General features: G+C 72.6%; 13 protein-coding genes and 1 pseudogene. 6 read left to right on the top strand and 8 right to left on the bottom strand.

Annotated features, from left to right (window positions below; genetic code table 11):
- Positions 1–7 precede the first annotated feature (7 nt).
- From FNH09_RS22820 to glpK, 5 genes and pseudogenes are all read left to right on the top strand, one after another.
- Complete coding sequence (locus tag FNH09_RS22820) at positions 8–427, top strand: zinc ribbon domain-containing protein (protein WP_162468955.1); 420 nt, start codon at positions 8–10, stop codon at positions 425–427.
- Positions 428–431: 4 nt separating this feature from the next.
- A complete protein-coding gene (locus tag FNH09_RS22815; protein ID WP_152890929.1) occupies positions 432–1,622 on the top strand; it encodes a lipid-transfer protein in 1,191 nt (396 codons plus the stop codon).
- A gap of 145 nt (positions 1,623–1,767) precedes the next feature.
- Positions 1,768–3,420, top strand: coding sequence for an EAL domain-containing protein (locus tag FNH09_RS22810; protein WP_162468954.1), 1,653 nt, complete (start codon positions 1,768–1,770; stop codon positions 3,418–3,420).
- A gap of 971 nt (positions 3,421–4,391) precedes the next feature.
- Positions 4,392–4,603 (top strand): annotated as a pseudogene (locus FNH09_RS22805) (aquaporin family protein); the annotation flags it as partial.
- 21 nt (positions 4,604–4,624) lie between these two features.
- The gene (gene glpK, locus FNH09_RS22800; protein WP_152890925.1) at positions 4,625–6,148 is read left to right on the top strand and encodes a glycerol kinase GlpK; all 1,524 of its coding nucleotides are present in this window, start codon (positions 4,625–4,627) and stop codon (positions 6,146–6,148) included.
- Between the two features lie 70 nt (positions 6,149–6,218).
- On the opposite strand, the gene FNH09_RS22795 is transcribed toward glpK, so the two are convergent.
- Genes FNH09_RS22795 through FNH09_RS22775 form a run of 5 tightly spaced genes read right to left on the bottom strand, consistent with a single transcriptional unit; the run spans position 6,219 to position 14,228 of the window.
- Positions 6,219–6,824 (bottom strand): GTP-binding protein, encoded by a 606-nt coding sequence (locus tag FNH09_RS22795; RefSeq protein WP_152890923.1) that lies wholly within the window; start codon positions 6,822–6,824, stop codon positions 6,219–6,221.
- Positions 6,805–10,440, bottom strand: coding sequence for a hydantoinase B/oxoprolinase family protein (locus FNH09_RS22790; protein ID WP_162468953.1), 3,636 nt, complete (start codon positions 10,438–10,440; stop codon positions 6,805–6,807). The genes FNH09_RS22795 and FNH09_RS22790 overlap by 20 nt, the downstream gene beginning before the upstream one ends.
- A gap of 24 nt (positions 10,441–10,464) precedes the next feature.
- Positions 10,465–10,860, bottom strand: a complete 396-nt coding sequence (locus FNH09_RS22785) for a DUF742 domain-containing protein (protein WP_152890921.1) — start codon at positions 10,858–10,860, stop codon at positions 10,465–10,467.
- Positions 10,861–10,869: 9 nt separating this feature from the next.
- The gene (locus FNH09_RS22780) at positions 10,870–11,304 is read right to left on the bottom strand and encodes a roadblock/LC7 domain-containing protein (RefSeq protein WP_152890919.1); all 435 of its coding nucleotides are present in this window, start codon (positions 11,302–11,304) and stop codon (positions 10,870–10,872) included.
- Positions 11,301–14,228, bottom strand: a complete 2,928-nt coding sequence (locus FNH09_RS22775) for a sensor histidine kinase (RefSeq protein WP_152890917.1) — start codon at positions 14,226–14,228, stop codon at positions 11,301–11,303. The genes FNH09_RS22780 and FNH09_RS22775 overlap by 4 nt, the downstream gene beginning before the upstream one ends.
- 421 nt (positions 14,229–14,649) lie before the next feature.
- Between FNH09_RS22775 and FNH09_RS22770 the strand changes: the two genes are divergently transcribed.
- On the top strand, positions 14,650–15,207 hold the full coding sequence (locus tag FNH09_RS22770) for a hypothetical protein (RefSeq protein WP_152890949.1): 558 nt from the start codon (positions 14,650–14,652) through the stop codon (positions 15,205–15,207).
- 136 nt (positions 15,208–15,343) lie between these two features.
- Here the strand turns inward: FNH09_RS22770 and FNH09_RS22765 are convergent, their stop codons facing one another.
- The 3 genes from FNH09_RS22765 to FNH09_RS22755 all read right to left on the bottom strand — a co-directional run bounded on the left by FNH09_RS22765 (position 15,344) and on the right by FNH09_RS22755 (position 22,564).
- The gene (locus tag FNH09_RS22765; protein ID WP_152890914.1) at positions 15,344–19,960 is read right to left on the bottom strand and encodes a coiled-coil domain-containing protein; all 4,617 of its coding nucleotides are present in this window, start codon (positions 19,958–19,960) and stop codon (positions 15,344–15,346) included.
- Positions 19,961–20,106: 146 nt separating this feature from the next.
- On the bottom strand, positions 20,107–20,985 hold the full coding sequence (locus FNH09_RS22760; RefSeq protein ID WP_162468952.1) for a hypothetical protein: 879 nt from the start codon (positions 20,983–20,985) through the stop codon (positions 20,107–20,109).
- A 52-nt stretch (positions 20,986–21,037) separates the two neighbouring features.
- Positions 21,038–22,564, bottom strand: a complete 1,527-nt coding sequence (locus FNH09_RS22755) for a hypothetical protein (protein WP_162468951.1) — start codon at positions 22,562–22,564, stop codon at positions 21,038–21,040.
- Positions 22,565–22,677: the final 113 nt, after the last annotated feature.

Raw genomic sequence — 22,677 nt, 5'->3', positions numbered from 1 at the left:
CACACCGGTGGTCGCCGGATGGTTCGCCGGCGGCCCGGAGGACTTCCGGCTTCTCGGCACCCGCTGTTCCGCCTGCGCCTGCGTCTTCTTCCCGCGCGAGGACACCCACTGCCGCAATCCCGGCTGTGCGGGAGGCGAGTTGACGAAGGTGCCCCTCTCCCGGCGCGGGCGTGTCTGGTCGTACACGGACAGCAGATACCGGCCACCGTCACCCTATGTGACCGATCCGGAACTTCCGTGGGAGCCGTACGCGTTGATCGCTGTGGAGCTGGAGTCCGAGCGGATCGTGGTGCTGGGTCAGGCGGCTCCCGGGGTCACTGTCGCCGATCTGACGGTGGGCATGGAGGTGGAGGTCGTCCCCGGCGTGCTGCACGAGGACCCGGAGACGACCTGGACGACCTGGCACTGGCGGCCGACGGGGGTGTGAGGGCATGACGGACGATGTGGCGGTGCTCGGCGCGGGGATGCACCCGTGGGGCAAGTGGGGTCGCGGCTTCGTGGAGTACGGGGCGGTGGCGGCCCGCGCCGCCCTCGCCGACGCGGGGCTGGACTGGCGGGACATCGGCTCGATCGTGGGTGCCGACACGGTCCGCGGCGGCTACCCGGGGTATGTGGCGGGGGCGACCTTCGCCAAGGCACTGGGCTGGCAGGGAGCACGGGTGACCAGCGTGTACGCGGCCTGCGCGTCCGGCGCCCAGGCCGTCAGCACCGCGCGGGCGCAGATCCTCGCGGGCCTGGCGGACGTCGTGCTCGTGGTGGGGGCGGACGCCGCGCCCAAGGGGTTCTTCCGGCCCGCGGACGGGGACCGACCCGACGATCCCGACTGGCTGCGTTTCCGGGTGCTCGGAGCGACGAATCCGGTGTACTTCGGGCTGTTCGCACGTCGGCGCATGGCCGAGCACGGAGACACGCCGGAAGACTTCGCGCAGGTCAAGGTGAAGAACGCGGCCATGGGGTCGCTGAATCCGTACGCGCGCTACCGCTCACGGGTCACCGCGGAGGAGGTCGCCGCCTCCGCGGTGGTCGCCGATCCGCTGCGGCTGCTCGACATCTGCGCGACCTCGGACGGCGGGGCGGCACTGGTGCTGTCCAGCATGGAGTTCGCGCGCCGCAACGCGCCGCCCGACCCGGTGCGGATCCGCGCGGTCTCCACGGTGACACCGCGGTATCCGCAGACCGTTCTCGACCTTCCGGACATCGCCACGGACTCGGCGGCCGTGGTGGCGCCCGCCTCCGACCCGTTCCGCGCGTCGATCGCACGGTCCGCCTACGAAGAGGCGGGCATCGGTCCCGAGGACCTGTCCCTGGCCGAGGTGTACGACCTGTCCACCGCCCTGGAGTTGCAGTGGTACGAGGATCTGGGACTGTGCGCCGGGGGCGAGGGCGCGAAACTGCTGCGCGAGGGCGCCACGGGGCCGGGCGGGCGGATACCCGTCAACACGAGCGGAGGGCTGGCCTCCTTCGGGGAGGCGGTTCCGGCCCAGGCGATCGCCCAGGTGTGCGAGCTGACCTGGCAGTTGAGGGGCGCGGCCGGGGAACGCCAGATCCCGGGTGCGCGCGTGGGGATCAGCGCCAACCAGGGACTGTTCGGACACGGGTCGGCGGTCATCGCGGTCCGCTGAGCGCAGGCCGGACGGCAGCGGCGACCGGGGAGCGAACCCGGGCACGCACCCCGGTTCTCGCACTCTGTGTGATCACCTCGGAATCCTGCGTGAACGTCTTATGAACTGGACTTGGGCGTACGCCGGTAGCGCCATCATGCTTCCCGTGCACTCCTGGGCGGATACTCTCCGTTTCGCATTCCAACCGGTGATCAACCTCTCGACCGGCGGGGTCGCGGGGCTGGAGATCCTTGCCCGCCCCGAGACCGGCGACATCCTGGCCGAGGCCCGTCGTAACCCCGAGGTCGACGGCAGGCTGGCGGTGCTGGCGATCCGGGCGGCGGCACGCAGGGAGGCGCTGCTGCCGCTGCACGTGAACGTGTTCGCCGGCACGCTGGCCGACCTCGGCGGACTCACCACGCTGCACAGCGCGGTACGGCAGGCCGGGCGAATGCCCTGGGAGGTGACCATCGATGTCGGACCGCCCTTCACCCATGTGCCGCAGACCGCGCTCCTGGAGGCGGTGCACACGCTGCGCGGGCAGGGCTTCCGGATCAGCGCGGACGGGGTCGGGGACGGGGACGTACCCCTGCGTCTGCTCACGGACATGGCGCCCGACCTGGTGAAACTCGACGCGTCACTGCTGGCGCGACCGGCCGCGGTACGAGCGATGCGCACCCTGTGCGACGGCCTCGGAGCACTGCTGTGCGTCGAGGCCGTGGAGACCGAACTCCAGTGCGCGGCCGCGCTCTCGGCCGGCGCGCAGCTGGCGCAGGGCGAGCTGTTCGCGGCGCCGTCCCGGTTGCCCGCGGTGGACGTATACGTTCCGCCGCGCTCCCCCGATGCCGTGCCCCAGCCACGCTCGGGCCCGTCGATCCGGGAGTTCGTGCGCCCGGCCGCGCTGTTGCCCGTGACCGCGTCAGCCGCACAGGTCCGGCAGCTGCTGACCGGGGCGCCGGAGGTGTCCGGAGTGCTGCTCGTGGACCGGACCGGGGTGCCGGTCCGGTCCGTGCACCGCTCCAGGTTCCTGCTGTCGATGTCGGGGCGGTACGGGCACGCGCTGTACGCCGACCGGCCCGCCGTGAAGCTGGGCGACGCACCCCGCACCATCGGCATCGACGCCACCGCGTGGGAGGTGCTCGACGTGGTGGCGGTGGGCGGTCGGGGGCGGACCTCGGACGATGTTGCGGTGGTCGACCACGACGGCCGTTGCCTGGGCGTCGTACGGCTCGCGGACCTCGTCCGGGCGCTGGCGGAGTCCCGGGTCGAGGAGGCGGCCGGACTCAACCCGCTGACGCGGCTGCCGGGCTCCGACGCGATCACCGGTGAGGTCGACCGGCGGATCACGGCCGGCCGGACGTTCGCGCTGAGTTGGCTGGACGTGGACCACTTCAAGCAGGTCAACGACGGGGCCGGGTTCGCGGCGGGCGACGAGCTGATCCGGTCGGTGGCCCGCGTGCTCCAGCGGGCCGCGACCGCGGGCGCCCGGGTGGGGCACATCGGCGGGGACGACTTCCTGGTGCTCGCCGAGCCCGAGGGCCTGGAGCCGCTGGCCGGTGCCGTGCTGGACGCGCCCTGGTCCGCGGGCGGCCGTCCCGTCACGCTCTCGCTGGCCACGGTCGTGTGCCCGCCCGGCAGCGTGACGGACCACCGGCAGGCTGCCGCCTGGCTGGCCCCGTTGAAGAAGACCGCGAAGGCGTTGCAGGGCGCCAGCTGGGTCCTGGGGCACGCGGGACTGTCCGGGTACGAGGTCCTGCGCGGCTCGGGTGCGACCCCCGCCGGCACCCAGTGGGCGGTGGCCGAACCCGGAACGGGGTGAAAGGAACGACGGGACGCCGGGCGGACACCGGGGCCCACGGGACGGCGGACACCGGCGAGGTGGCAGGCCACGGCCGGGACGGCAGACACCGGAGGGGACGGCAGATGTCGGCGGTGACGGCAGATGTCGGCGGGACAGCGTACGTAACCGGGACAGCTGTTCCCGGCGGGGCGGCGGATCCTGACGAGACGGCTGACGCCGGGAGGGACGGCAGACGCCGACGCGACAGTGGATGCCGACGGGATGGTGGATCCCGGTGGGACGAATGCTTGCAAGGCGGCCGGCCCGAATGGCGGCTCGTCCGCCGGTGCGAGGTCGGTCTGTCGGACGGATCCAGGGGGTTCCGCCCGGTCGGTCCGGGGCCGGACAGAGGCCGGTCCGCAGCCGGTCCGCGGCCGGTCCGCGGCCGGTCCGCGGCCGATCGGAGGTGTGGAACGGCCTGGGGGGGGCGGCGCATCCGCGTCGGCACGGGCAGGGTCTCCGACCTGGGGCGGCACGTGCCGGACGGGCCCCCGGGCGCGGCCCGCGGTAGCCTGATTTCGAAGGCCGCTCCGACACTGCCGAGCTCACCGGGCGGCCGCGGTGCGGGCCCCACGCTCCGGCACGTCGGGCCCAACCGCTGCTGTCGGTGCGCTTGACGCTCCTCGGGTGCCGGTGAAAACTTCCCGGTGTCAGTCGACATCGCCGTACATTCTCGGCGGATTCCGGCACTGTGCCGTGCGGGCCCCGGGTCGAGGCCCGCTTCTCCGCGGGCGGTCCGGCTGCGACGGCACGCTCGTCACGGACGCCGGGCGGGGCGCGGGACTCCCCGCCCTGGCAGAAGTCGCCAAGGGAACCGCACGCTGCACGGAGCAGCCGGGGCCGACCCCGGGCCCGGCCTAGGAGCCGCCATGAGCAGTGGAGACACAGTCGTCGACGAGATCATCGGTGCCGCGTCCCTCATCCTGTTCGGCACCGGCGTGCGCGCGGCCGTCACCCTGCTCATGACCGGTATCGGTCTCTCCCCCGACGCGCCGACCGGCTGCGCCGCCGACCCGGCGCGTGGCCTCGGTCGGCGCGTCGCGCACACCTTCCTGCCGATCCCGAACAGAGGCACCTCCGACTGGGCGTACGCGTGGGTCCCGGTCGCCGGTCCGCCGACCGGCGGGGTACTGGCGGGCCCCGCCACAACGCAGCCTTCTGAACCCGAGCCCAAGGGGTAGCCATGACGGACAACGCCGAGAAGTACGTGGCCGCGATCGACCAGGGCACCACGTCGAGCCGTTGCATCGTCTTCAACCAGGACGGTGCGGTCGTCGCCGTCGACCAGCGCGAGCACCGCCAGATCTTCCCCAAGCCCGGCTGGGTGGAGCACGACGCCACGGAGATCTGGGCCCGGGTGCAGGCGGTGGTCGCCGGGGCGCTCGCGAACGCCGGTCTGCGGGCCGACCATCTCAGTGCGCTCGGTATCAGCAACCAGCGCGAGACGACGGTCCTGTGGGACCGGGCGACGGGCAAGCCGGTGCACAACGCCATCGTGTGGCAGGACACTCGCACCACTTCCCTGTGCAACCAACTGGGCGGCGGGGACGGACAGGACCGCTTCCGCGACCAGACCGGACTCCCGCTGGCCAGCTACTTCTCCGGGCCCAAGGCCGCCTGGCTGCTCGACAACGTGCCGGGGCTGCGGGACCGCGCCGAGCGTGGCGAGATCGCCTTCGGCACGATCGACTCATGGCTGATCTGGAACCTGACCGGTGGGACCGACGGCGGGCAGCACGTCACCGACGTCACCAACGCCAGCCGCACCATGCTGATGAACCTGGAAACCCTGCAATGGGACCCCGCGATCCTGTCCGCGATGAACGTGCCGGAAGCCGTCCTGCCCGAGATCAAGTCCTCCGCCGAGGTGTACGGAACCGCCGTCGGCCAGCTCGCCGGTGTGCCGGTCGCCTCGGCACTGGGCGATCAGCAGGCGGCCCTGTTCGGCCAGGCCTGCTACGACGTCGGGACGGCGAAGAACACGTACGGCACGGGCAGCTTCCTGCTGCTCAACACGGGCGACCGGCCGGTGCCGTCCAAGAGCGGGCTGCTGACGACGATCGGCTACAAGATCGGTACCGAGGCGCCCGTCTACTGTCTGGAGGGCTCCATCGCGATAACGGGTGCGCTGGTGCAGTGGTTCCGCGACCAGCTCGGCATCATCCGGACCTCCGACGAGATCGAGACCCTGGCGGAGTCCGTCGACGACAACGGTGGCGCGTACATCGTGCCCGCGTTCTCGGGTCTGTTCGCGCCGTACTGGCGCTCCGACGCGCGCGGTGTCATCACGGGCCTGACCCGGTACGTCACGAAGGGACATCTCGCGCGCGCGGTGCTGGAGGCGACGAGCTGGCAGACGCGCGAGGTCGTGGACGCCATGTTCCAGGACTCCGGGGTGCAGATCACGACCCTGAAGGTGGACGGCGGCATGACCAAGAACAACCTGCTCATGCAGCACCAGGCGGATGTGCTCGACGTCCCCGTGATCCGGCCCAAGGTCTCCGAGACGACCTGCCTGGGCGCCGCGTACGCCGCCGGGCTGGCCACCGGCGTCTGGAACGACCTCGGCGAACTCAAGGCGCACTGGCAGGAGGACGTCGAGTGGACACCCGGCATGAACCCCTCGGTGCGCGACCGCGAGTACCACAACTGGCGCAAGGCGGTGGAGAAGAGCTTCGGCTGGATGGAGGACGACGGCGACCACTAGGGCCTGTCGTTCGCGTCGGTGGCGACGGCGACCACCAGGGCCGTGGTCCGGCTCGGAACGCGCCGCGCGGTCAGGTGGTGACGGCGCGGCGGCGGTCGGCCGCCTGGGCCATCGCGTGCTCGACGACGCCGACGAGGACGTCCTTGACCGACTCGCGATCGCGGGCGTCGCACAGCAGGAGCGGCACGTCGTCGTCGAGGTCGAGGGCCTTGCGGATGTCCCCGGCCGGGTAGCGCGCGGACCCCTCGAAGCAGTTGACGCCGACGAGGAAGGGTATGGAGCGCCGTTCGAAGTAGTCGATGGCGGCGAAGCAGTCCTCCAGGCGCCGGGTGTCGGCGAGGACGACGGCGCCGAGCGCGCCCTCGGAGAGCTCGTCCCACATGAACCAGAAGCGCTCCTGGCCCGGTGTGCCGAACAGGTACAGGACCAGGTCCTCGCGCAGGGTGATGCGTCCGAAGTCCATGGCGACGGTGGTGGTGTGCTTGCCCTCGACGCCGGTGAGGTCGTCGACCGGGCGCCCGGCCTCGGTGAGCAGTTCCTCGGTACGCAGCGGCCTGATCTCGCTGACCGCGCCGACCAGGGTGGTCTTGCCCACGCCGAAGCCGCCGGCCACCAGGATCTTGAGCGTGACGGGCTCGATCAGGTGCTTGCCTCGCTCAGAACGCCCGAGGATCATCGATCTCTTCTCCTGCTTGGTGGGGGTAGGCCGGCGGCGGGCCGTAGCCTCCGCCGCCGGGGGTTTCGACGACGAGCACGTCGCCGGGGTGGACGTCCACGCAGTCGCTGCCGCGAAGTCTGACGACGGTGCCGTCCGCGCGTTCCACCCGGTTGGCGCCCAGGGCGCCGGGCGCACCGCCGGCCATGCCGTACGGGGGCACTCTGCGGTGCTGGGACAGGGTGGAGACGGTCATGGGTTCACCGAACCTGATCCGGCGGACGGCTCCGTCCCCGCCGTTCCAGCGTCCGGCGCCACCGCTGCCGGGCCGGACGGCGAACTCCTCCAGCCGCACCGGAAGCCGCCACTCAAGGACTTCGGGATCCGTCAGCCGCGAGTTGGTCATGTGGGTCTGGACGACGCAGGCGCCGGGGAAGCCGTCCCCCGCGCCGGATCCGGAGGCGACCGTCTCGTAGTACTGGTGGCGTTCGTTGCCGAAGGTGACGTTGTTCATGGTGCCGGAGCCCTCCGCCTGCACCCCGAGGGCCGCGTAGAGGGCCCCGGTGATCGCCTGGGACGTCTCCACATTGCCCGCGACGACGGCGGCCGGCGGCCGTGGGGCGAGCATGGAGCCCGGCGGCACGACGATGTCCAGGGGGCGCAGGCAGCCGTCGTTGAGCGGGATGTCGTCGTCGACCAGGGTGCGGAAGACGTACAGGACGGCCGCGTTGACCACGGAGAACGGCGCGTTGAAGTTGGTGGTGAGCTGTGCCGAGGTGCCGGTGAAGTCGACGGTCGCACGGCGGTTCTCGCGGTCCACGCGCACGCGTACCCGGATGACGGCGCCCGAGTCGGTCTCGTAGGCGCACTCGCCGTCGTCCAGGGTGTCGATGACCCGGCGCACCGCTTCCTCGGCGTTGTCCTGGACGTGCCGCATGTAGGCCTGGACGGCGTCGAGGCCGAAGTCCTCGATCATGCGGCCGACTTCCTCGACGCCCCGCCGGTTGGCCGCGATCTGGGCACGGAGGTCGGCGAGGTTGGTCCTCGGGTTGCGTGAGGGGTGCGGGGCCTCGGTGAGCAGGCGGAGGGTCTCCTCCTCCCGGAAGCGGCCCCCTTCGGCGAGCAGCCAGTTGTCGAAGAGGACGCCCTCCTGCTCGATCGTGCGGCTGTCGGCCGGCATGGAACCGGGGGCGATGCCGCCGATCTCGGCGTGATGGCCGCGGGAGGCGACGTGGAACAGGATCCGGTCACTCTCCGTGCCGTCGGGCGTTGCGGTGTCGAAGACCGGGGTGATCACGGTGACGTCCGGAAGGTGGGTGCCGCCGTGGTACGGGTCGTTGACCGCGTAGGTGTCGCCGGGCCGCATCGTGTCGCGTCGGCGGCGGACGACCTCCTTGACGCTGGTGCCCATCGAGCCCAGGTGGACGGGGATGTGCGGGGCGTTGGCCACCAGGTTCCCGTCCGGGTCGAACAGGGCGCAGGAGAAGTCCAGCCGTTCTTTGATGTTGACGGACTGGGCCGTGGACTCCAGCCGGGCGCCCATCTGTTCGGCGATCGACATGAAGAGGTTGTTGAAGACCTCAAGCAGAACCGGGTCGGCTTTCGTGTCGAGATCGGAACTCTGCGTGACCGTCGCGCGTTCCATGACCAGATGCCCGTCGTGGGTCGTCGCGGCCCGCCAGCCGTCGTCGACGACGGTCGTGGCGCCGGCCTCGGCGATGATCGCGGGGCCGGTGACGGTGTCGCCGGGGGGCAGGCCCTCGCGGTGATGAAGGGGTACGTCGCGCCAGACGCCGCCGGTGTGCAGGCGGACGGTCTCCGGTGCGCGGGAGCGGCCTTCGTACGGGGCGAGGGCGGACAGATCGGGGGGGTCGGTGAGGCCGGTGGCTTCGACGGAGAGGGCTTCGACGACGATCGGGCGGTGCAGGACGAAGGAGTACGTGGCGCGATGACGTTCTTCGAAGGCGTGTCTCATGGTGTCGGGCTCGGTCAGCTCGACGGTGAGGGTGGTGTCGGTGCCGTCGTAGCGCAGCTGGGCGCGGCGGGTGACCCGGATGCGTTCCTCGGGGACGTCCTCGGCCCGGAGTTCGGCTCGGCCCGCGGCCTCCAGGTCGGCGGCCGTCTTGTGGATCCCGGGCATGGCGGACGGCTCCAGCGGTGCCTCGATCGACTGCTCACGCATGGCCGTGGTGTCGGCGAGGCCGATGCCGAGCGCGGACAGGACACCGGCCATGGGGGGTACGAGGACCGTGCGGATGCCGAGCGAGTCCGCGACCTTGCAGGCGTGCTGACCGCCCGCGCCGCCGAAGGTGGTGAGGGTGTAGCGGGTGACGTCGTGGCCCTTCTGGACGGAGATCCGCTTCACCGCGTTGGCGATGTTGGCCACGGCGATCCGCAGGTAGCCCTCGGCGACCTGTTCGGGGGTGCGGTCGTCGCCGGTCTGCTCGTGGATCTCGCGTGCGAGGGTGGCGAACCGCCGGCGGACGAGGGCGTCGTCGAGGGGCTGGTCGCCGTCGGGCCCGAACACCCGGGGAAAGTGCGCGGGTTGGATGCGGCCGAGCATGACGTTGGCGTCGGTGACGGCGAGCGGACCGCCGCCCCGGTAGCAGGCCGGGCCGGGGTCGGCGCCCGCCGAGTCCGGCCCCACGCGGTAGCGCGAACCGTCGAAGTGGAGGATCGAGCCGCCCCCGGCCGCGACCGTGTCGATGTCCAGCATCGGCGCGCGCAGCCGCACCCCGGCGATCTGGGTGGTGAAGACGCGCTCGTACTCCCCCGCGAAGTGCGAGACGTCGGTGGAGGTGCCGCCCATGTCGAAGCCGATGACGCGGTCGAAGCCGGCGAGCTGCGACATGCGGGCCATGCCGACGATGCCGCCCGCGGGGCCGGAGAGGATGGCGTCCTTGCCGCGGAACTGGTGTGCCTCGGCGAGTCCTCCGTTGGACTGCATGAACATCAGTCGTACGCCTTCGAGTTCGCCCGCGACGTGTGCGACGTAGCGGCGCAGCACCGGCGAGAGGTAGGCGTCGACGACGGTGGTGTCTCCGCGTGGGACCAGCTTCATCAGCGGGCTGACCTCGCTGGACAGCGAGATCTGCGGGAAGCCGATGCGGGCGGCCACCGCGCGGACGGCGTGTTCGTGTCCGGGGTGGAGGTGGCTGTGCATGCAGACCACGGCGACGGCCCGGATGCCGTCGTCGTAGGCCTCCTGAAGGGGACCCGCGAGGGCGTCCGGGTCGGGGGCGCGCAGGACGGTGCCGTCGGCGGCGATGCGCTCGTCGACCTCGACGACCCGCTCGTAGAGCAGCTCGGGCAGTTCGATGCGGCGGGCGAAGATACGGGGCCGGTTCTGGTAGGCGATGCGCAGGGCGTCGCGGAAGCCGCGGGTGATGACGAGCAGAGTGCGTTCGCCCTTGCGTTCCAGGAGGGCGTTGGTGGCGACGGTCGTCCCCATCCGGACGGCCGCCACGGGGTCCGGGGAGCCGTCGAGGAGTGCGCGCACCCCCGCGACCGCCGCGTCGGCGTAGCGCGCGGGGCTGTCCGACAGCAGCTTGTGCGTCAGCAGCCGGCCGTCGGGGCGCCGCGCGACGATGTCGGTGAAGGTACCGCCCCGGTCCACCCAGAACTGCCAGCCTGTCACGTCTTCACCTCGCTTCCGCGCTGCTCACAGCGCCCGGAGGCCGTCGATCACGTCGCGCAGAATACTCTCGTCCGGCAGTTCGGCGGGGGGTACGGGCCGGTTCACATGGACGAATTCCCCGGTCACGAGGTCACCGACGAGGACCCGGACCACTCCGATGGGCAGATCGAGCTCGGCGGCGAGTTCGACGACGGACTGCGGGGTGTCGCGGCACAACTCGACGATGTCCACGTGCTCCGGGGACAGGCTGTGGTCCCCTTCGGGGTCGTCTCCGTGGGGTTCGGTGACGACCACCGCGATCAGGTCGAGGCGGTGCTGAGCCGCACCCGCGGTGCGGCCGCGCGTCATGGCGTACGGACGGACGACCGGTCCGGCGTCGTCGTCGAACCAGTGGCTTCTGCGCTGACCGTCTGTGCTCATGCCATCTCACTACCCGCCCGAGTGCAGGTCGGTGCGCGGGGATGCGCCCAGATGTGCGCCCACTCTCTTGACCAGCAGCGTCATCTCGTAGGCGACCTGGCCCACGTCCGAGTCGGCGTCCGCGAGCACGGCGAGGCAGCTGCCGTCGCCGGCGGCCGTCACGAACAGGAAGGCCTCTTCGAGCTCGACGACCGTCTGGCGGACGTTGCCCGCGTCGAAGTGCCGGCCCACGCCCTTGGCGAGGCTGTGGAACCCGGACGCGACGGCGGCGAGGTGCTCGCTGTCCTCCCGGGCGAGGTCCTTGGAGACCCCGATGGCGAGGCCGTCTCCGGAGAGCACGACGGCCTTGCGAATGCTCGCGACGCGGTCCACCAGTTCGTCGAGGAGCCAGTTCAGCTCGCCCTTGCCGCTCGTGGTGTGGTCGGTTGCCTTCGGTGCGGTCATCGACCGTCCCCCTCTGTCGTTCCTTGTGATGCCGTGTCGCTGTGGGAGTCGTCGCTCTCGGCGTTCTCCTGGCGGCCGCGTTGCCAGCCGCGTTGGAGTGAGGCCATGCGGCTGCGCACCTCGTCGGCGTCGCGTTCCGCGAGCTCCGTGCTGTCCTGGGCGCGCCGCCCGGGATCCTGTTTCAGTTGCGGGGCCAGGTTGGCCTGCCGCACCCGGCGGGGCAATGGATCGGTGCCGGGGGCTGTCTCGTGAGCCGGGGTGCGCAGGGGGCGTTCGGTGGCGTCCGGGCCGCTCGGCGGGTCGGTGCGGCGCCGGGTGCGGGTGGGAAGTGCCGGGGCGGCCGGCGACTCGTCCGGCCCGGTGGCCCGGGGGGTGGTGAAACCGGGGAGTCCGTCGCCGTGGTCGGCGGTGCCTCGGGCCCGGCTCAGGGGCGCGGTGGCCCCGCGGCGGCGGGTCGGCAGCGGTGCCGGGCCGTCCGTCGCCGGACCGTCCGTGCCCAGGCCGCGCGGGCCCGGCACCGTGGACGGTTCCTCGTCCGGCTCCCGGCGCCGGGAGCGCTGCTCGGCCACGGGACGGCCGTGGGAGCTGACCAGCTTGGGGGAGCTGCGGCGGGGCAGCGGAAGCGGGGCGTTCGGATGCTCGCCGGACTCGACACGGTCCGTCGGGCGCTGGGGGTCGGTGTATCTGCGGTTCCGCTCGCCGCCGGGGCCGCTCGGTCCGGCCGCCGCACCGACCCCCTCGGTTCTGCTCGCCCCGTCCGGCGCCGGGGCGATCGAGCGGCGCGGGCGGAACAGCCCGCCGACTTCGTCCTCCTCGCCGTCCTCGCTGTCGAGCACGCCCGGGAAGCCGTCGAGGCCGTCGAGGCCGAGGGGGCCTTCCAGTTCGACCGGCCCGTCCAGGAGCGAGGCGGGCAGACCGGGCAGTTGCACGGGCGTCGGGGAGAGGGGGGTGCGTCGGCTGTCGACGGGAGATCCCTCGGTCGACGGGCGGGGCCGGTCGAGGCGGAATCCGATGCCGTTGGTGTCCGGGACGTCGTCCGTGAGCAGGACGTCCGGGATGAAAACAACGGCGGTGGTGCCGCCGTAGGGGGACGGCTGGAGGGAGACGCGGACGTTCTGCCGCTGGGCGAGCCGGCTCACCACGAACAGACCGAGCCGGTCGGTGTCGGACAGCTCGAACTCGGGGGTCTCGGCGAGCCGGAGGTTGGCGTCCAGGAGGGATTCCGCGGTCATGCCGAGGCCGCGGTCGTGGATCTCCAGGGTGAAACCGTTGGCGACCCGTTCGCCCACTACCTGGACGGCGGTGTGCGGCGGCGAGAACACCGTGGCGTTCTCCAGGAGTTCGGCGACGAGATGGGTGAGGTCGGCGACTGCCGGGCCGGTGATGGCCGTGCGGGGCAGTCGGCGCACCTCGATGCGTTCGTAGTCCTCGACCTCGGCGACGGCGGCGCGCACGATGTCCATGAGCTGGATGGGTTTGCGCCACTGCCGCGAGGGGGCCGCGCCGGAGAGGATCACCAGGCCCTCGGCGTGCCGTCGCATACGCGTGGTGAGGTGGTCGAGGCGGAAGAGGTCGGCAAGTTCCTCGGTGTCGTCGGTCCGGCGCTCCATGGTGTCGAGCAGGGTGAGCTGCTTGTGGAGCAGGACCTGGCTGCGGCGGGCGAGGTTGACGAATACCTCGGAGACTCCGGCGCGCAGCTGGGACTGTTTGACGGCGGCTTCGACGGCGGCCCGTTGCAGGGTGTTGAGCGCTTGGCCGACCTCGCCGATCTCGTTCCTGTCGTACTCCAGACGTGGCATCTCGGTCTCCACGTCGACCTGCTCGCCGGCGGACAGCCGGCGCATCACGCTGGGCAGTCGCACCCCGGACGCCTCGTGGGCCTCCAGGCGCAGTTGGCGCAGATCGCGGATGAGACTGCGGCCGATGCGCACGGACAGGAAGAGCGAGAGCAGCAGGGCGATCAGACCGAGGACGCCGACGACGGCCGACTGGACGATGACGCCGATCGCGATGGGACGGACCCGGGCCTGGAAGCGGTCGTTGGCCTGGTCGTCGAGGTCGGCGAGTTCGTCGAGCACGTTGTCCGCCGCGACGTCCCAGTTCCTCGCGGTCACACCACGGGGCATGCCGTCCGGCGGGGTGGCCAGGACGGACTGCTCGGCCGTGCGCAGCGGGGCGGTGGTGGCGTTCTTCCAGAAGCGCTCGTAGCGGTCGCGTTCGGCGGTCGGCAGCTGCGCGAGGCTGATGTCGTACACCGCGGCCCGCTGTGCCTCGATGTCCGAGAGGTGGTCGATCTCTTCGCGCGTGACGCGGCCCACGACCAGGGCGGAGCCGAGCAGGGCGTCCTCCTGGGAGAGCAGTTCGCGGGCGCGCGCGACGTTGACGAGGGCCCGGTACTGCTTGTCCATGTCCACGCTGTCGACCACGTCGATGGTGGCCAGCAGGGCGTAGCAGGGGTCGATCAGGCGGTTGTAGAGATCGAGGGCCTGGGCCCGGGAGACGGTGCCATCCTCGACGCTGCGGCGCAGCGAGCCGATGCCGTCGAAGGCGTCCAGGACGGCGGTGAGGGCCTCGGTGTCGTCCTGGTCCAGCACATCACGGACGTCGGCGCTGTCGGAGTTGCCGCGGATCCTGGCGATGACCGCGTTCGTCGCCCGGCGGGTGCGGCGGAGCGCGGCGAGGGCGTCGGCGGCACGCGGGTCGGCGAGGTAGACCAGGGTCTGGCGGCGTTCCTGCTGGATGGCGCGAGCCGTGTCCTCGACCGGGTAGCCGATCCTGTCGACCATGGACGACACGTTGAACAGCCTGTTCACTTCGCGGCCCATGAGTACCGTGGCGAAGCCCCAGACGGCGGTCAGGGACACCAGCGGCACGAGAAGCAGCGCCACGATCTTCCGGCGGATCGACTTCCCGCGAAAGCGCATGGCCTCCCCCAGCTCGACCCCCCACAGGGAAGGGGGGTACACATGTGCGTCAACAAACGGCGCGAGCCTACTACTGACGCACGAGTAACTCGAAGAGCCATCCGGAAGCAGAAATTCCGAACCAGCGCCGAGACATGGCGAGTTGTCCTGCCATTGCGGGAGATTGCCGCCCCGAAACCGGCAGCGGCCGAGGAAGCCCATGCCGCGTTCCCGTACGGGTAGTTGGCCAGAATTTTTCGTTCATTGGGAATCTTCGGGAGGCTTCGTTCGTCTTTTTCTACGGGAGTCGGGGGCGGAATCGGCCACAGGAGCCGCATCTCGCATCCGCGCGGCGTAAAACAGCGCAAGCCGGGCAGCCACTGGGGAGTCGGGGTCTTCGGACCGGGCGAGGGGTCTGCTGGCGGTGGGGAGTGACACGGTGATGGGCACGGCGGAGCGGCATGACGCGCCGGAGTACGGCGCGGTGGCGCACAGGACGGTGCCTCGACGGCGCGAGGCACCGGATCACGACATTCCGGCGGACGGACACGGGCCGACGCCGGATGCGGCCCGGGACGCGGTGCGGGAGACGGTCCAGGACCGGCCGCGAACCCGGCCGTTGTGGGTGGAGGAACCCGCCCGCAGGCGTCGGATGCCGGACCCGGTGCGCACCGCGGCCGTGCGCGCGGTGCTGATCATCTCGGTGACGCTGATCCTGGCGATGACGGCTGTGCTGTGCACCCTGGCGGACTCGTGGCTGGCGTTCCCGATGGTGATCGGGAGCGTGGCCGGCACCGTGGTCGCCACCTGGGGCGCACTCGACGTCTGGGTCACGCGCCAGGTCTGGAACCAGCGCAACGGCGTGGTGTCGGTCCCCAGCAGCACCGCCCGGTCGCTGCGCCGGGAGCGGCGCAGGGCCCGGCGGCAGGCACGGGCCGCCGAGCGGACGAAGAAGCGCATGGGCAGGGCCGACAGCACCGGACAGCTGTCGCACTCCTGACCGGGTTCCGCGTCGGCTCCGCTCACGGGGAGAGCCGCTCGGCTCTCCCCGTGAACCACAGCGCGAACCACAGCGATGACCACAGCGCGATCCAGGGCGCGGGCCGCGGCTGTGCCACGGCCCGTCCGGGCCACGGCTACGCGGGCCGCTTGAACATCCGGGTCGCCGTGATCTCGCTGCGCACCGACTCGCCTTCGCCGTCGGGGTCCTGCTGGGGCAGACCCGGCCGCAGGTGCTCCTCCACGCTGATGTACTTCAGACCGGCGCGCAGGTCGGCGTCGTTGCGCAGCCGGATGACCAGCGGGAACTCCGCCAGCGCCGTGGTGTCGAACAGGCCGGTGGTGTAGAGGAGCTGGACGCCGAGCGCGTCGGACACCGCCCGCTGGAGTTCCAGCAGATAGGTGGCGTTGGCGCGGCCGATGGGATTGTCGAGGAACAGGGTGCCGGCGTGCCGGTGCTTGTCCCGGCCCCGGTCGTTGGAGCGCAGGGCGGCCATCGTGCAGTACAGGGCGATGGCCGCGGTGAGCAGCTGGCCGCCGGAGAACACGTCGCCCATCTGACCGACGGGGACACGCTCGGCACGCAGCACGGCGTCGGGCTTGAGGATCTCGACCGCGATGCCCCTGGGCTGGAGGGCGGCGCCGACCCCGCGCAGCAGCAGGGACATGCCGTCTCGCCGCAGGTCGGAGTTCTTCTTCACCGCGGCCCGGGTCGCCTCGTCGACCACCTCACCGAGGCGTTCGGTCAGCGTGGCCTGGTCGGGTTCCTCGAAGCGGATCCGCAGGAACTCCTGTCCGGACCACTCGCCGAGCCCCTCGGGCAGCCGGGACAGACGCTGGGCCGAGCGCAGGGTGGCGAGGGACGACTCCACCAGTCCCCTCAGCCGGTCCACGATCGAGTCCCTGTTCCGCTCCAGCTGCGCCAGTTCGTCGGTGAGGACGCGCAGCCGGGGCGCGAAGGCGTCGGCCCACTTCTGGGCGTGCTCGGGCAGCGCCGCGGCGGGCAGCTCGCGGATCTGCTGACGGGCCGGGGTGCGGACCTGCTCGTAGCGGGTGGAGTTGGCGTGCCGGACCAGGATGTCGCCGGCTTCGCGTACGGACGCCTCCGCGGTGGACAGGTCGGCGGCGCAGCCGCGCAGCGAGCGGCGGGACTCGGCGGCCGACTGCCGGGCCTCCTCCAGACTGCCGGGGTAGGGCTCCACCTCCTCCTGCTCCTCCTCGGAGGCGTGTTCGCGCAGCAGGTCGCGGAGCATCGCGGCGGTCTCCTCGAAACCGCCGACGGCGTCCTCGGCGGCCCGGTGCGCCTCCAGCAGCTCGGCGTGCGCCTCGCGGGCCTGGGCCAACGCCTCGGTGCGGTCCGCCAGTTCGGCGGCGGCGGTGCGCCGCAGCGCCTGCGCGTGGTCGGCGTCGCGCGGCTGGAGCTCCTCGGACAGCTCGGTGTGTGCCTCGCCGTCCTCCGGGGCGTGCCGCTCGGCCTCGCCGCGCAGCCGCCCGAGCTGCTCGCTCGCGTGGGACATCCGGGTCTCCAGGAGCTGCACCAGCTCCTCGGCCCGTGCGGCGGCGGCCTGCCGGGACGGTCCGTCGGAGCCGTCCGGCGACTGGAGCAGCTGTTCGGCGCGGGTGCGGACCTTGTTGCTCAGCCGGTCCAGTTCGGTCCGTGCCGTGCTCTCGTCGCTCTCCGCGCGGGCCTGCTCGGCGCGCAGGTCGGCGCCGACGCCGACCTTCTCGTAGACCTGGGAGGCGGCTCGGTAGGACTCGCGCAGGGCGGGCAGGGACGCCTGGGAGGCGTTCGGGTCGTCCTGCGGTACGTCGTCGGGGGCGCCGGCGATCTCGGCACGCTCGGCGCGCAGCGCACGGGCCGTACGACGGCTGTCGTCGGCGGCGCGCTGAGCGGCGCGGCGGTCCTCGTCGGCGGCCCGGGCCCGCTCCAGGCAGGTCTGGGCGCGGGCTTCCGACTCGACCGCGTCGTCGGCCAGTTCACGCAGTTTCACCTGCCAGGCGGCGCGCTCGCGCAGCCGGAAGGCGAGCCCGGCGAGGGCGTCCGCGGCCCGCCGGGCCTTCTGCGCGGTCTCCTGCCGTTCGTCGCGCACCCGTGCGGCCTCGGCGGCGGTCTCCTCGGCCTCGGCCCGCACGGTCCGCGCCTCGACCAGGTCGGCCTCGGTCTCCTCGGCGAACGCGCGTGCCTCCTGGGCGAGCTGGTCCAGCTGCGCGAGCCGGCCGGCCGGGCAGCCCGTACGCCACGAGGCGAGCCGGGCGGCCAGTTCCCGGTCCTTGCCGAGGCGGGCAGCGAGGCCGCGGATCTCCTCGTCGCGTTCCGCGGCCCGCGCCCGCAGGGCCTGCCGCTCCTCGTCGGCGGCGTGCTCGTCGTGCATGGCCGGGTTCGGCGGTACGAGGAAGACGCCGCTGTCCTCCGACTCGGCGGCCGGGGTGGGCGCGAGAAGGGCGGCCGCGGTACCGACCGCCACGGTCGACCGAGGCAGCAGCGCCGCGTTGCCGAGGGCTTCGCGGGCCCGCGCGTGCGAGTCCGGATCGGTGATGATCACACCGTCGACCAGCTCGGGGCGGGCGGCCAGCACCCGCGCGTGGTCGGCGGGGTCGACGGCCTGGGCGAGGTAACGCCAGCCGGGCAGCGCGGGAATGCCGTGTTCGCCGAGGAACTCCACGGTGGCCAGCACGTCCGGGCCGGGCGGCAGCAGTCCCCCGTCGCCGAGCGCGCCGAGGATGCGCGCGTCGTCGGCGGCCACGGTGCGCAGCTCGAAGAGCTGCCGTTCCGCGGCGGAGACGGCGTCGGCGAGCAGCTCGCGCAGTTCGTCGGCGAAACGGTCCAGGTCCGTGGGCGCGAAGGCGCCCTCCCGGACGTCCGGGCCGGTGTCCTGTTGGGGCCGCGGGCCGCCCGTCCGCGCGTCACCGTGGGTCAGCCCCAGCAGTTCGGCCAGCCGTTCCTCGGTGGCGAGTGCCTCGGCCAGGCGCAGTTCGGCCTCGCGCGAGCGCTCGGCGGCCGTCGCGGCGTCGGCGGCGCGGGCCGCGGTCAGTTCGGCGCGGGACTCCGCGGAGGCCGCCTCGCGGGCGTGTTCGCTCGCCCGGCGGGACGCCTCGCGTGCGGTGTCCCAGGCCGCGACGGCCGTCTGCTCGGCGTCGCTCGCGGCGAGGGCCGCGCGCGCGGGGTCGGCGTCGGGCGCGCTGTCGTCGAGCCAGCCCGCGCGCACCGCCTCGGCCGTCTCCTGCTCCACCTCGGCCAGGCGCTGGCGCAGGTGTCCGATCTCGCTGCGGGCGCGCTGGGACTCGGTCGCGGCGGACGTGGAGTCCCGGTGGGCGGAGTCGCCCGCCTCCTGGAGCGCCGCGGACCGCTCCTCCTGCTCGTTGGCGAGGGTCTCGGCGTTCTCCGCGGCCGTGTGCAGGGCCCGTACGAGGTCGACGGCGGCCTTGGTCCGGGCGGCGAGCGCGGGGGCGGCGTCGCGCTCGGCCTCCTGGATCGCGGCGGACACCCGGGTGACCCGGTCGGTGGCGGCCCGGTGGCGCAGTACGGCCTCGGCGGCCTGCCAGGCGGCGTGCAGGGTGCGCGCCTCGGCGAGCTCGCGCTTCTGCGCGGCGGCCGACTTCTCGGCCGCGGCCAGGGCCAGCGAGGCGTGCCGGTAGGCGAGTTCGGCGGCGACGAGGGCGCTGCGCTCCCGCGCTCCCTCGGCGTGGGTGACGGCGTAGGCGGCGGCCGTGACCCGCTGGGCGAGGTCGGTGGCCCGCGTGCGTTCGCCCACGGCGCGGGTGGACAGCCGGCGCGCCAGCGTGCGGGTACGGCGCTCGGCCGCCGTGTGGATGTCACGCGCGCGTGCGCGTGCCTCGGTGGCCTCCACGATCCGGCCGAGCAGGTCCACCGACCCGGCGGTGAAGTCGCGTTCGGCGATCAGCTCGGCGCGTCGCCCCAGCTTGTTGCCGAAGCCGCTGACGAGGTCGGCGAGTCCGTCGGTGTCACGGGTGTCGGTGACGGCCCGCAGCAGCAGGTCGGTGAAGTCGGAGTCCTTCTTGACCGCGAACAGGCCGGCGGCCTCGCCCTCGTCGGCGTTCATCTCGCGCTGGTAGCGGAAGAGTTCGGGGTCGAGGCCGAGGTCGCCGAGGTGCTCGATCCAGCGGTCGTGGATCTCCTCCCAGTGCACCTCCAGGTGCGGGTAGGCCTTGCCGGCGTCCGTGATGGCGTCCCGGAAGCCCTTCATGGTGCGCCGCCGGCCCTGCGCGCCGGACTGGCCCTCGACGGGCGGCCGCACGGCGGTGGCCTCGGCGACCGGCAGGTTGTCCAGGCTCAGCCCGGGGCCGGGCCGGAAGGAGTACCAGGCCTCGGCGAACTTCCGCGGGTCGTTGGAGACCTGGCGGCCGCGCCATTCGCTGACCTTGCCGACGACGACGCACTCGCCAGTCAGCACGTGCTGCCATTCCAGTGCCACGTGCCCGCAGTCGTCGGCGAGCAGGAACTTGCGCAGCACGCCGGAGCTGGCGCCGCCGAGCGTGTTGCGGTGGCCAGGCAGCATCACGGAGAAGATCAGCTTGAGCAGGACCGACTTGCCGCCGCCGTTCTCCAGGAAGAGCACGCCCGCGGGTGCGGGCCGGCGCGGCGGGCCGACGGGCTCCTCCTCGAAGAACTCCGCCTGGGTGGGCGCGGGGTCGGGCACGACGTCGCCCACACCTCGCAGGTCAAGCACGGTGTCGGCGTAACGCGCACCGGCGGGTCCGATGGAGTAGAGACGGACCCGGGACAGCTCGTACATGGCGGACTCTCGTAAGTCTTCGGCAGATCGGTCGGCAGGGCGGGGGCGGAGGCCTCCCGCGGTCCAGCGGCTTCCGGCGCGGTTCGGGCCCTTCGGGAACTCGGGCCCTTGGGGACTTCCGGCGCGCTGTGGGCGCTGTGGGCGCTTCAGGAGTGGAACGGGAGGCCCGCGTCGGCGACCAGTTCCAGGTCGTCCGTGTCCTCGGCGGGCAGCAGGGTCGGCGAGCCGTCGGTGACCGGGACGACGCCCAGTTCGATGAGCTCGGCCAGGGCCGCGCCACCCGCCATGTCCCGCACCTGGAGCTGGTAGCGGGCCGTGGTGCGGTAGGTGCCGCCGCCGTCGTCGCCGGTGCGCTGGAGGAAGCCGGAGTCGGTGAGGAAGGCGACCGCCTTGCCGACGATGCCGGTCGTGGAGCCGGCGAGGCGTCGCGCGTCCTTGGTGGCGCCGGTCGCGCTGCGTCTGGCCCAGATCCGCCAGGCGGCCTCCAGACCGGGGGCGTCGGTCGCCGGGTCGCTGTTGTGGCCCTGTTCGTCCGCGCGCTCCTCCAGCCGACGGCAGGCCTGGCGGACGAACGCGTCGACGCCGTTCACGCTCACCCGGCCGATGTACCCGTCGTCGGCGAGGTCCTCCGGCCTCGGGAACGCCAGCGCGGCGACGGCGAGGTGGGCCAGGCCGTGCAGAAAACGGTCCCCGGAATCCGCGGACGTACGGCGCGCGTAGTCGCCCATACGGACGGCGAACACGGAGTCCTCGGCCGCGGTCACGGCCATCCCGGCCCGCGGCGAGACCTCCAGCACCACGAGCCCGAGCCCGGCCGCCACGGCGTCGGCGAGCCGGGCGAACGGCGGGTCCTCCCGATAGCGCCGCAGCAGGTCGGCGTACTCCTGGTCGCGCGCGGGCTGCACCTTGGGCTGGAGCCCGAAGGCGACGAGGCGCGCCGCGTCGGCGGCGTCGGCGGGGGTGACGGCGGCGGTCGCCGGAACGGGACCGGCGTCCGGCTCACTCCACTCGACGTGCTCGCTCACGGTCGGGACTCCTTGTTGCGTCGACGGTCGTTCGTTCGGTTCCCGGGCCGGCTCATGCCGCCTCCGTCCGGTCCGCCGCCATCCCGGCGGCGTCCAGGAGCGCGGTGCCGACGATCAGGTCGGCGCCGCCGAACTCCGGGTCGTCCAGCTCGGTGCCGTCGTCCACGGCGAACAGCAGCTTCTCCTCGCCCTGGCGGTAGGCCGTGCCCACCGCAGGGCTGGCCGCGTGGACGGCCAGCAGCGCCACCAGATAGGGCAGTTCGGCGTCGCGCCGCCGGGCGTCGGCGAGCAGACCCGACAGCCGCCGCGGCGCGTCCGCCGGCAGGTCGAGCAGTTCCATCGCCGCCGCCAGTTGCTCCTCGCTGAACCGGCTGTCGTCCGGCGTGGCGATGAGGTCGGGCTCGGGCATCTCCGCGCCGAGGTGCTCGCGCTCCACCGGCGGCGTCAGCAGGATGTCGACGAGGTCCCCGACCCGCACCGACACGGGCGTGCGCAGCCCGGTCCCGCGGGCGAAGAACGCGTCGGTGACCCGGACCGCCTGTTCGAGCGGCAGCGGCAGCAGCGGGGCGACGAGGTGTCCGTACAGGTCGATCCCGGACGTCGTCATCGGGGTGGCGAAGGCCTGCCGGTCCTGCTCCGCGCGGAACAGCGGCCCGGCCTCCAGCAGTCGCGACTGCAACTGCGTGTGGCGGCGGATGCAGTCCTTCACTATGTCGACGAGCTCGGCGGCGCGCCGCTTCTGCTCGGGGTCCTCGGACTCGTCGCGGGCCTTGCGGATGTTCGTGAGGATCGCGTTCTCGTGGCGGTAGCGGTCGGCCACGTGGTCCAGGGCCTCGGCGATCATGTCCGGGACGGAGTTGAGCCAGTCCACGGCCCGGACGTTGCGCCGGGTCGCGTCCAGCGCCCTGCGCAGGGTCTCCGAGTACTGCACGGTGCGGTAGCGGGCCTGCTCGGCGGCGAGCTGGGCGTCGGCGAGCCGACCGCGGCTGATGAGCACCTCCAGCTTGACCTCGGCGGCGATCTGGGCGCTGGTGACATCGGTGTCGAGAGCGCCCACCAGGACGTTGACCGCCTCGTCCGTCGTACGCAGGTAGACGCTGCCGCCGGGGCCGGGGACCTCCTCGATCAGCTTGAAGTCGTAGTCCCGGCGCACATAGCTGCCGTCGGTGGCGAACGTGCCGTACACGGCCCGGAAGCCGCGGTCGACGCTGCCGACGTTGATCAGGTTCTCCAGGACCCAGCGGGCCACCCGCTCGTGCTCGGCGGCGGTGCGCTGCGGGGCCTGGGCGGTGATGCGCGGGACGAGCCTGGCCACTATCTGGTCGTGGTCGGCGCCCGTGTCGAAGTCCATGTTCAGTGTGACGAGGTCGATCGCGGCGAGGGCGATCTCCGCCATGCCGTACACCGAGTACGCGCCCGCGAGGTTGGCCTTGCGGGCGTCGAGGTCGTGGATCGGCGCCGTGCAGGCGAGCGCGCGCAGCCGCCGCGCCAGCCCCTCGTCGGCGGCCGGACCCGGTGCGGGTCGGGGCGCCGCGCTGAGCTGGGGCGGAACGCTGTCCGACGATGCAGGCGAAGTCACGGTGCACAGACTAGGTCCTGGATCTGACAACAACCCAAACGACGCAGATGGGTCCCGGCGTCACGCTTGTCACACCGCCCCTGCGGCAGCCCCTCCCGCACCGGCCCCGTCGG

The sequence above is a fragment of the Streptomyces adustus genome, from assembly GCF_009377175.1.
Lineage (GTDB): Bacteria > Actinomycetota > Actinomycetes > Streptomycetales > Streptomycetaceae > Streptomyces > Streptomyces adustus.
The sequence above is the reverse complement of the archived record's forward strand: the minus strand, read 5'-3'. Positions and strand labels throughout refer to the sequence as shown.

Excerpts from the sequence above, each read along its gene's own strand:
- FNH09_RS22815 (WP_152890929.1), top strand. The coding sequence starts at position 432 with ATGACGGACGATGTGGCGGTGCTCGGCGCGGGGATGCACCCGTGGGGC.
- glpK (WP_152890925.1), top strand. The coding sequence starts at position 4,625 with ATGACGGACAACGCCGAGAAGTACGTGGCCGCGATCGACCAGGGCACC.
- FNH09_RS22795 (WP_152890923.1), bottom strand. The coding sequence starts at position 6,824 with ATGATCCTCGGGCGTTCTGAGCGAGGCAAGCACCTGATCGAGCCCGTC.
- FNH09_RS22785 (WP_152890921.1), bottom strand. The coding sequence starts at position 10,860 with ATGAGCACAGACGGTCAGCGCAGAAGCCACTGGTTCGACGACGACGCC.
- FNH09_RS22780 (WP_152890919.1), bottom strand. The coding sequence starts at position 11,304 with ATGACCGCACCGAAGGCAACCGACCACACCACGAGCGGCAAGGGCGAG.
- FNH09_RS22775 (WP_152890917.1), bottom strand. The coding sequence starts at position 14,228 with ATGCGCTTTCGCGGGAAGTCGATCCGCCGGAAGATCGTGGCGCTGCTT.
- FNH09_RS22770 (WP_152890949.1), top strand. The coding sequence starts at position 14,650 with ATGGGCACGGCGGAGCGGCATGACGCGCCGGAGTACGGCGCGGTGGCG.
- FNH09_RS22765 (WP_152890914.1), bottom strand. The coding sequence starts at position 19,960 with ATGTACGAGCTGTCCCGGGTCCGTCTCTACTCCATCGGACCCGCCGGT.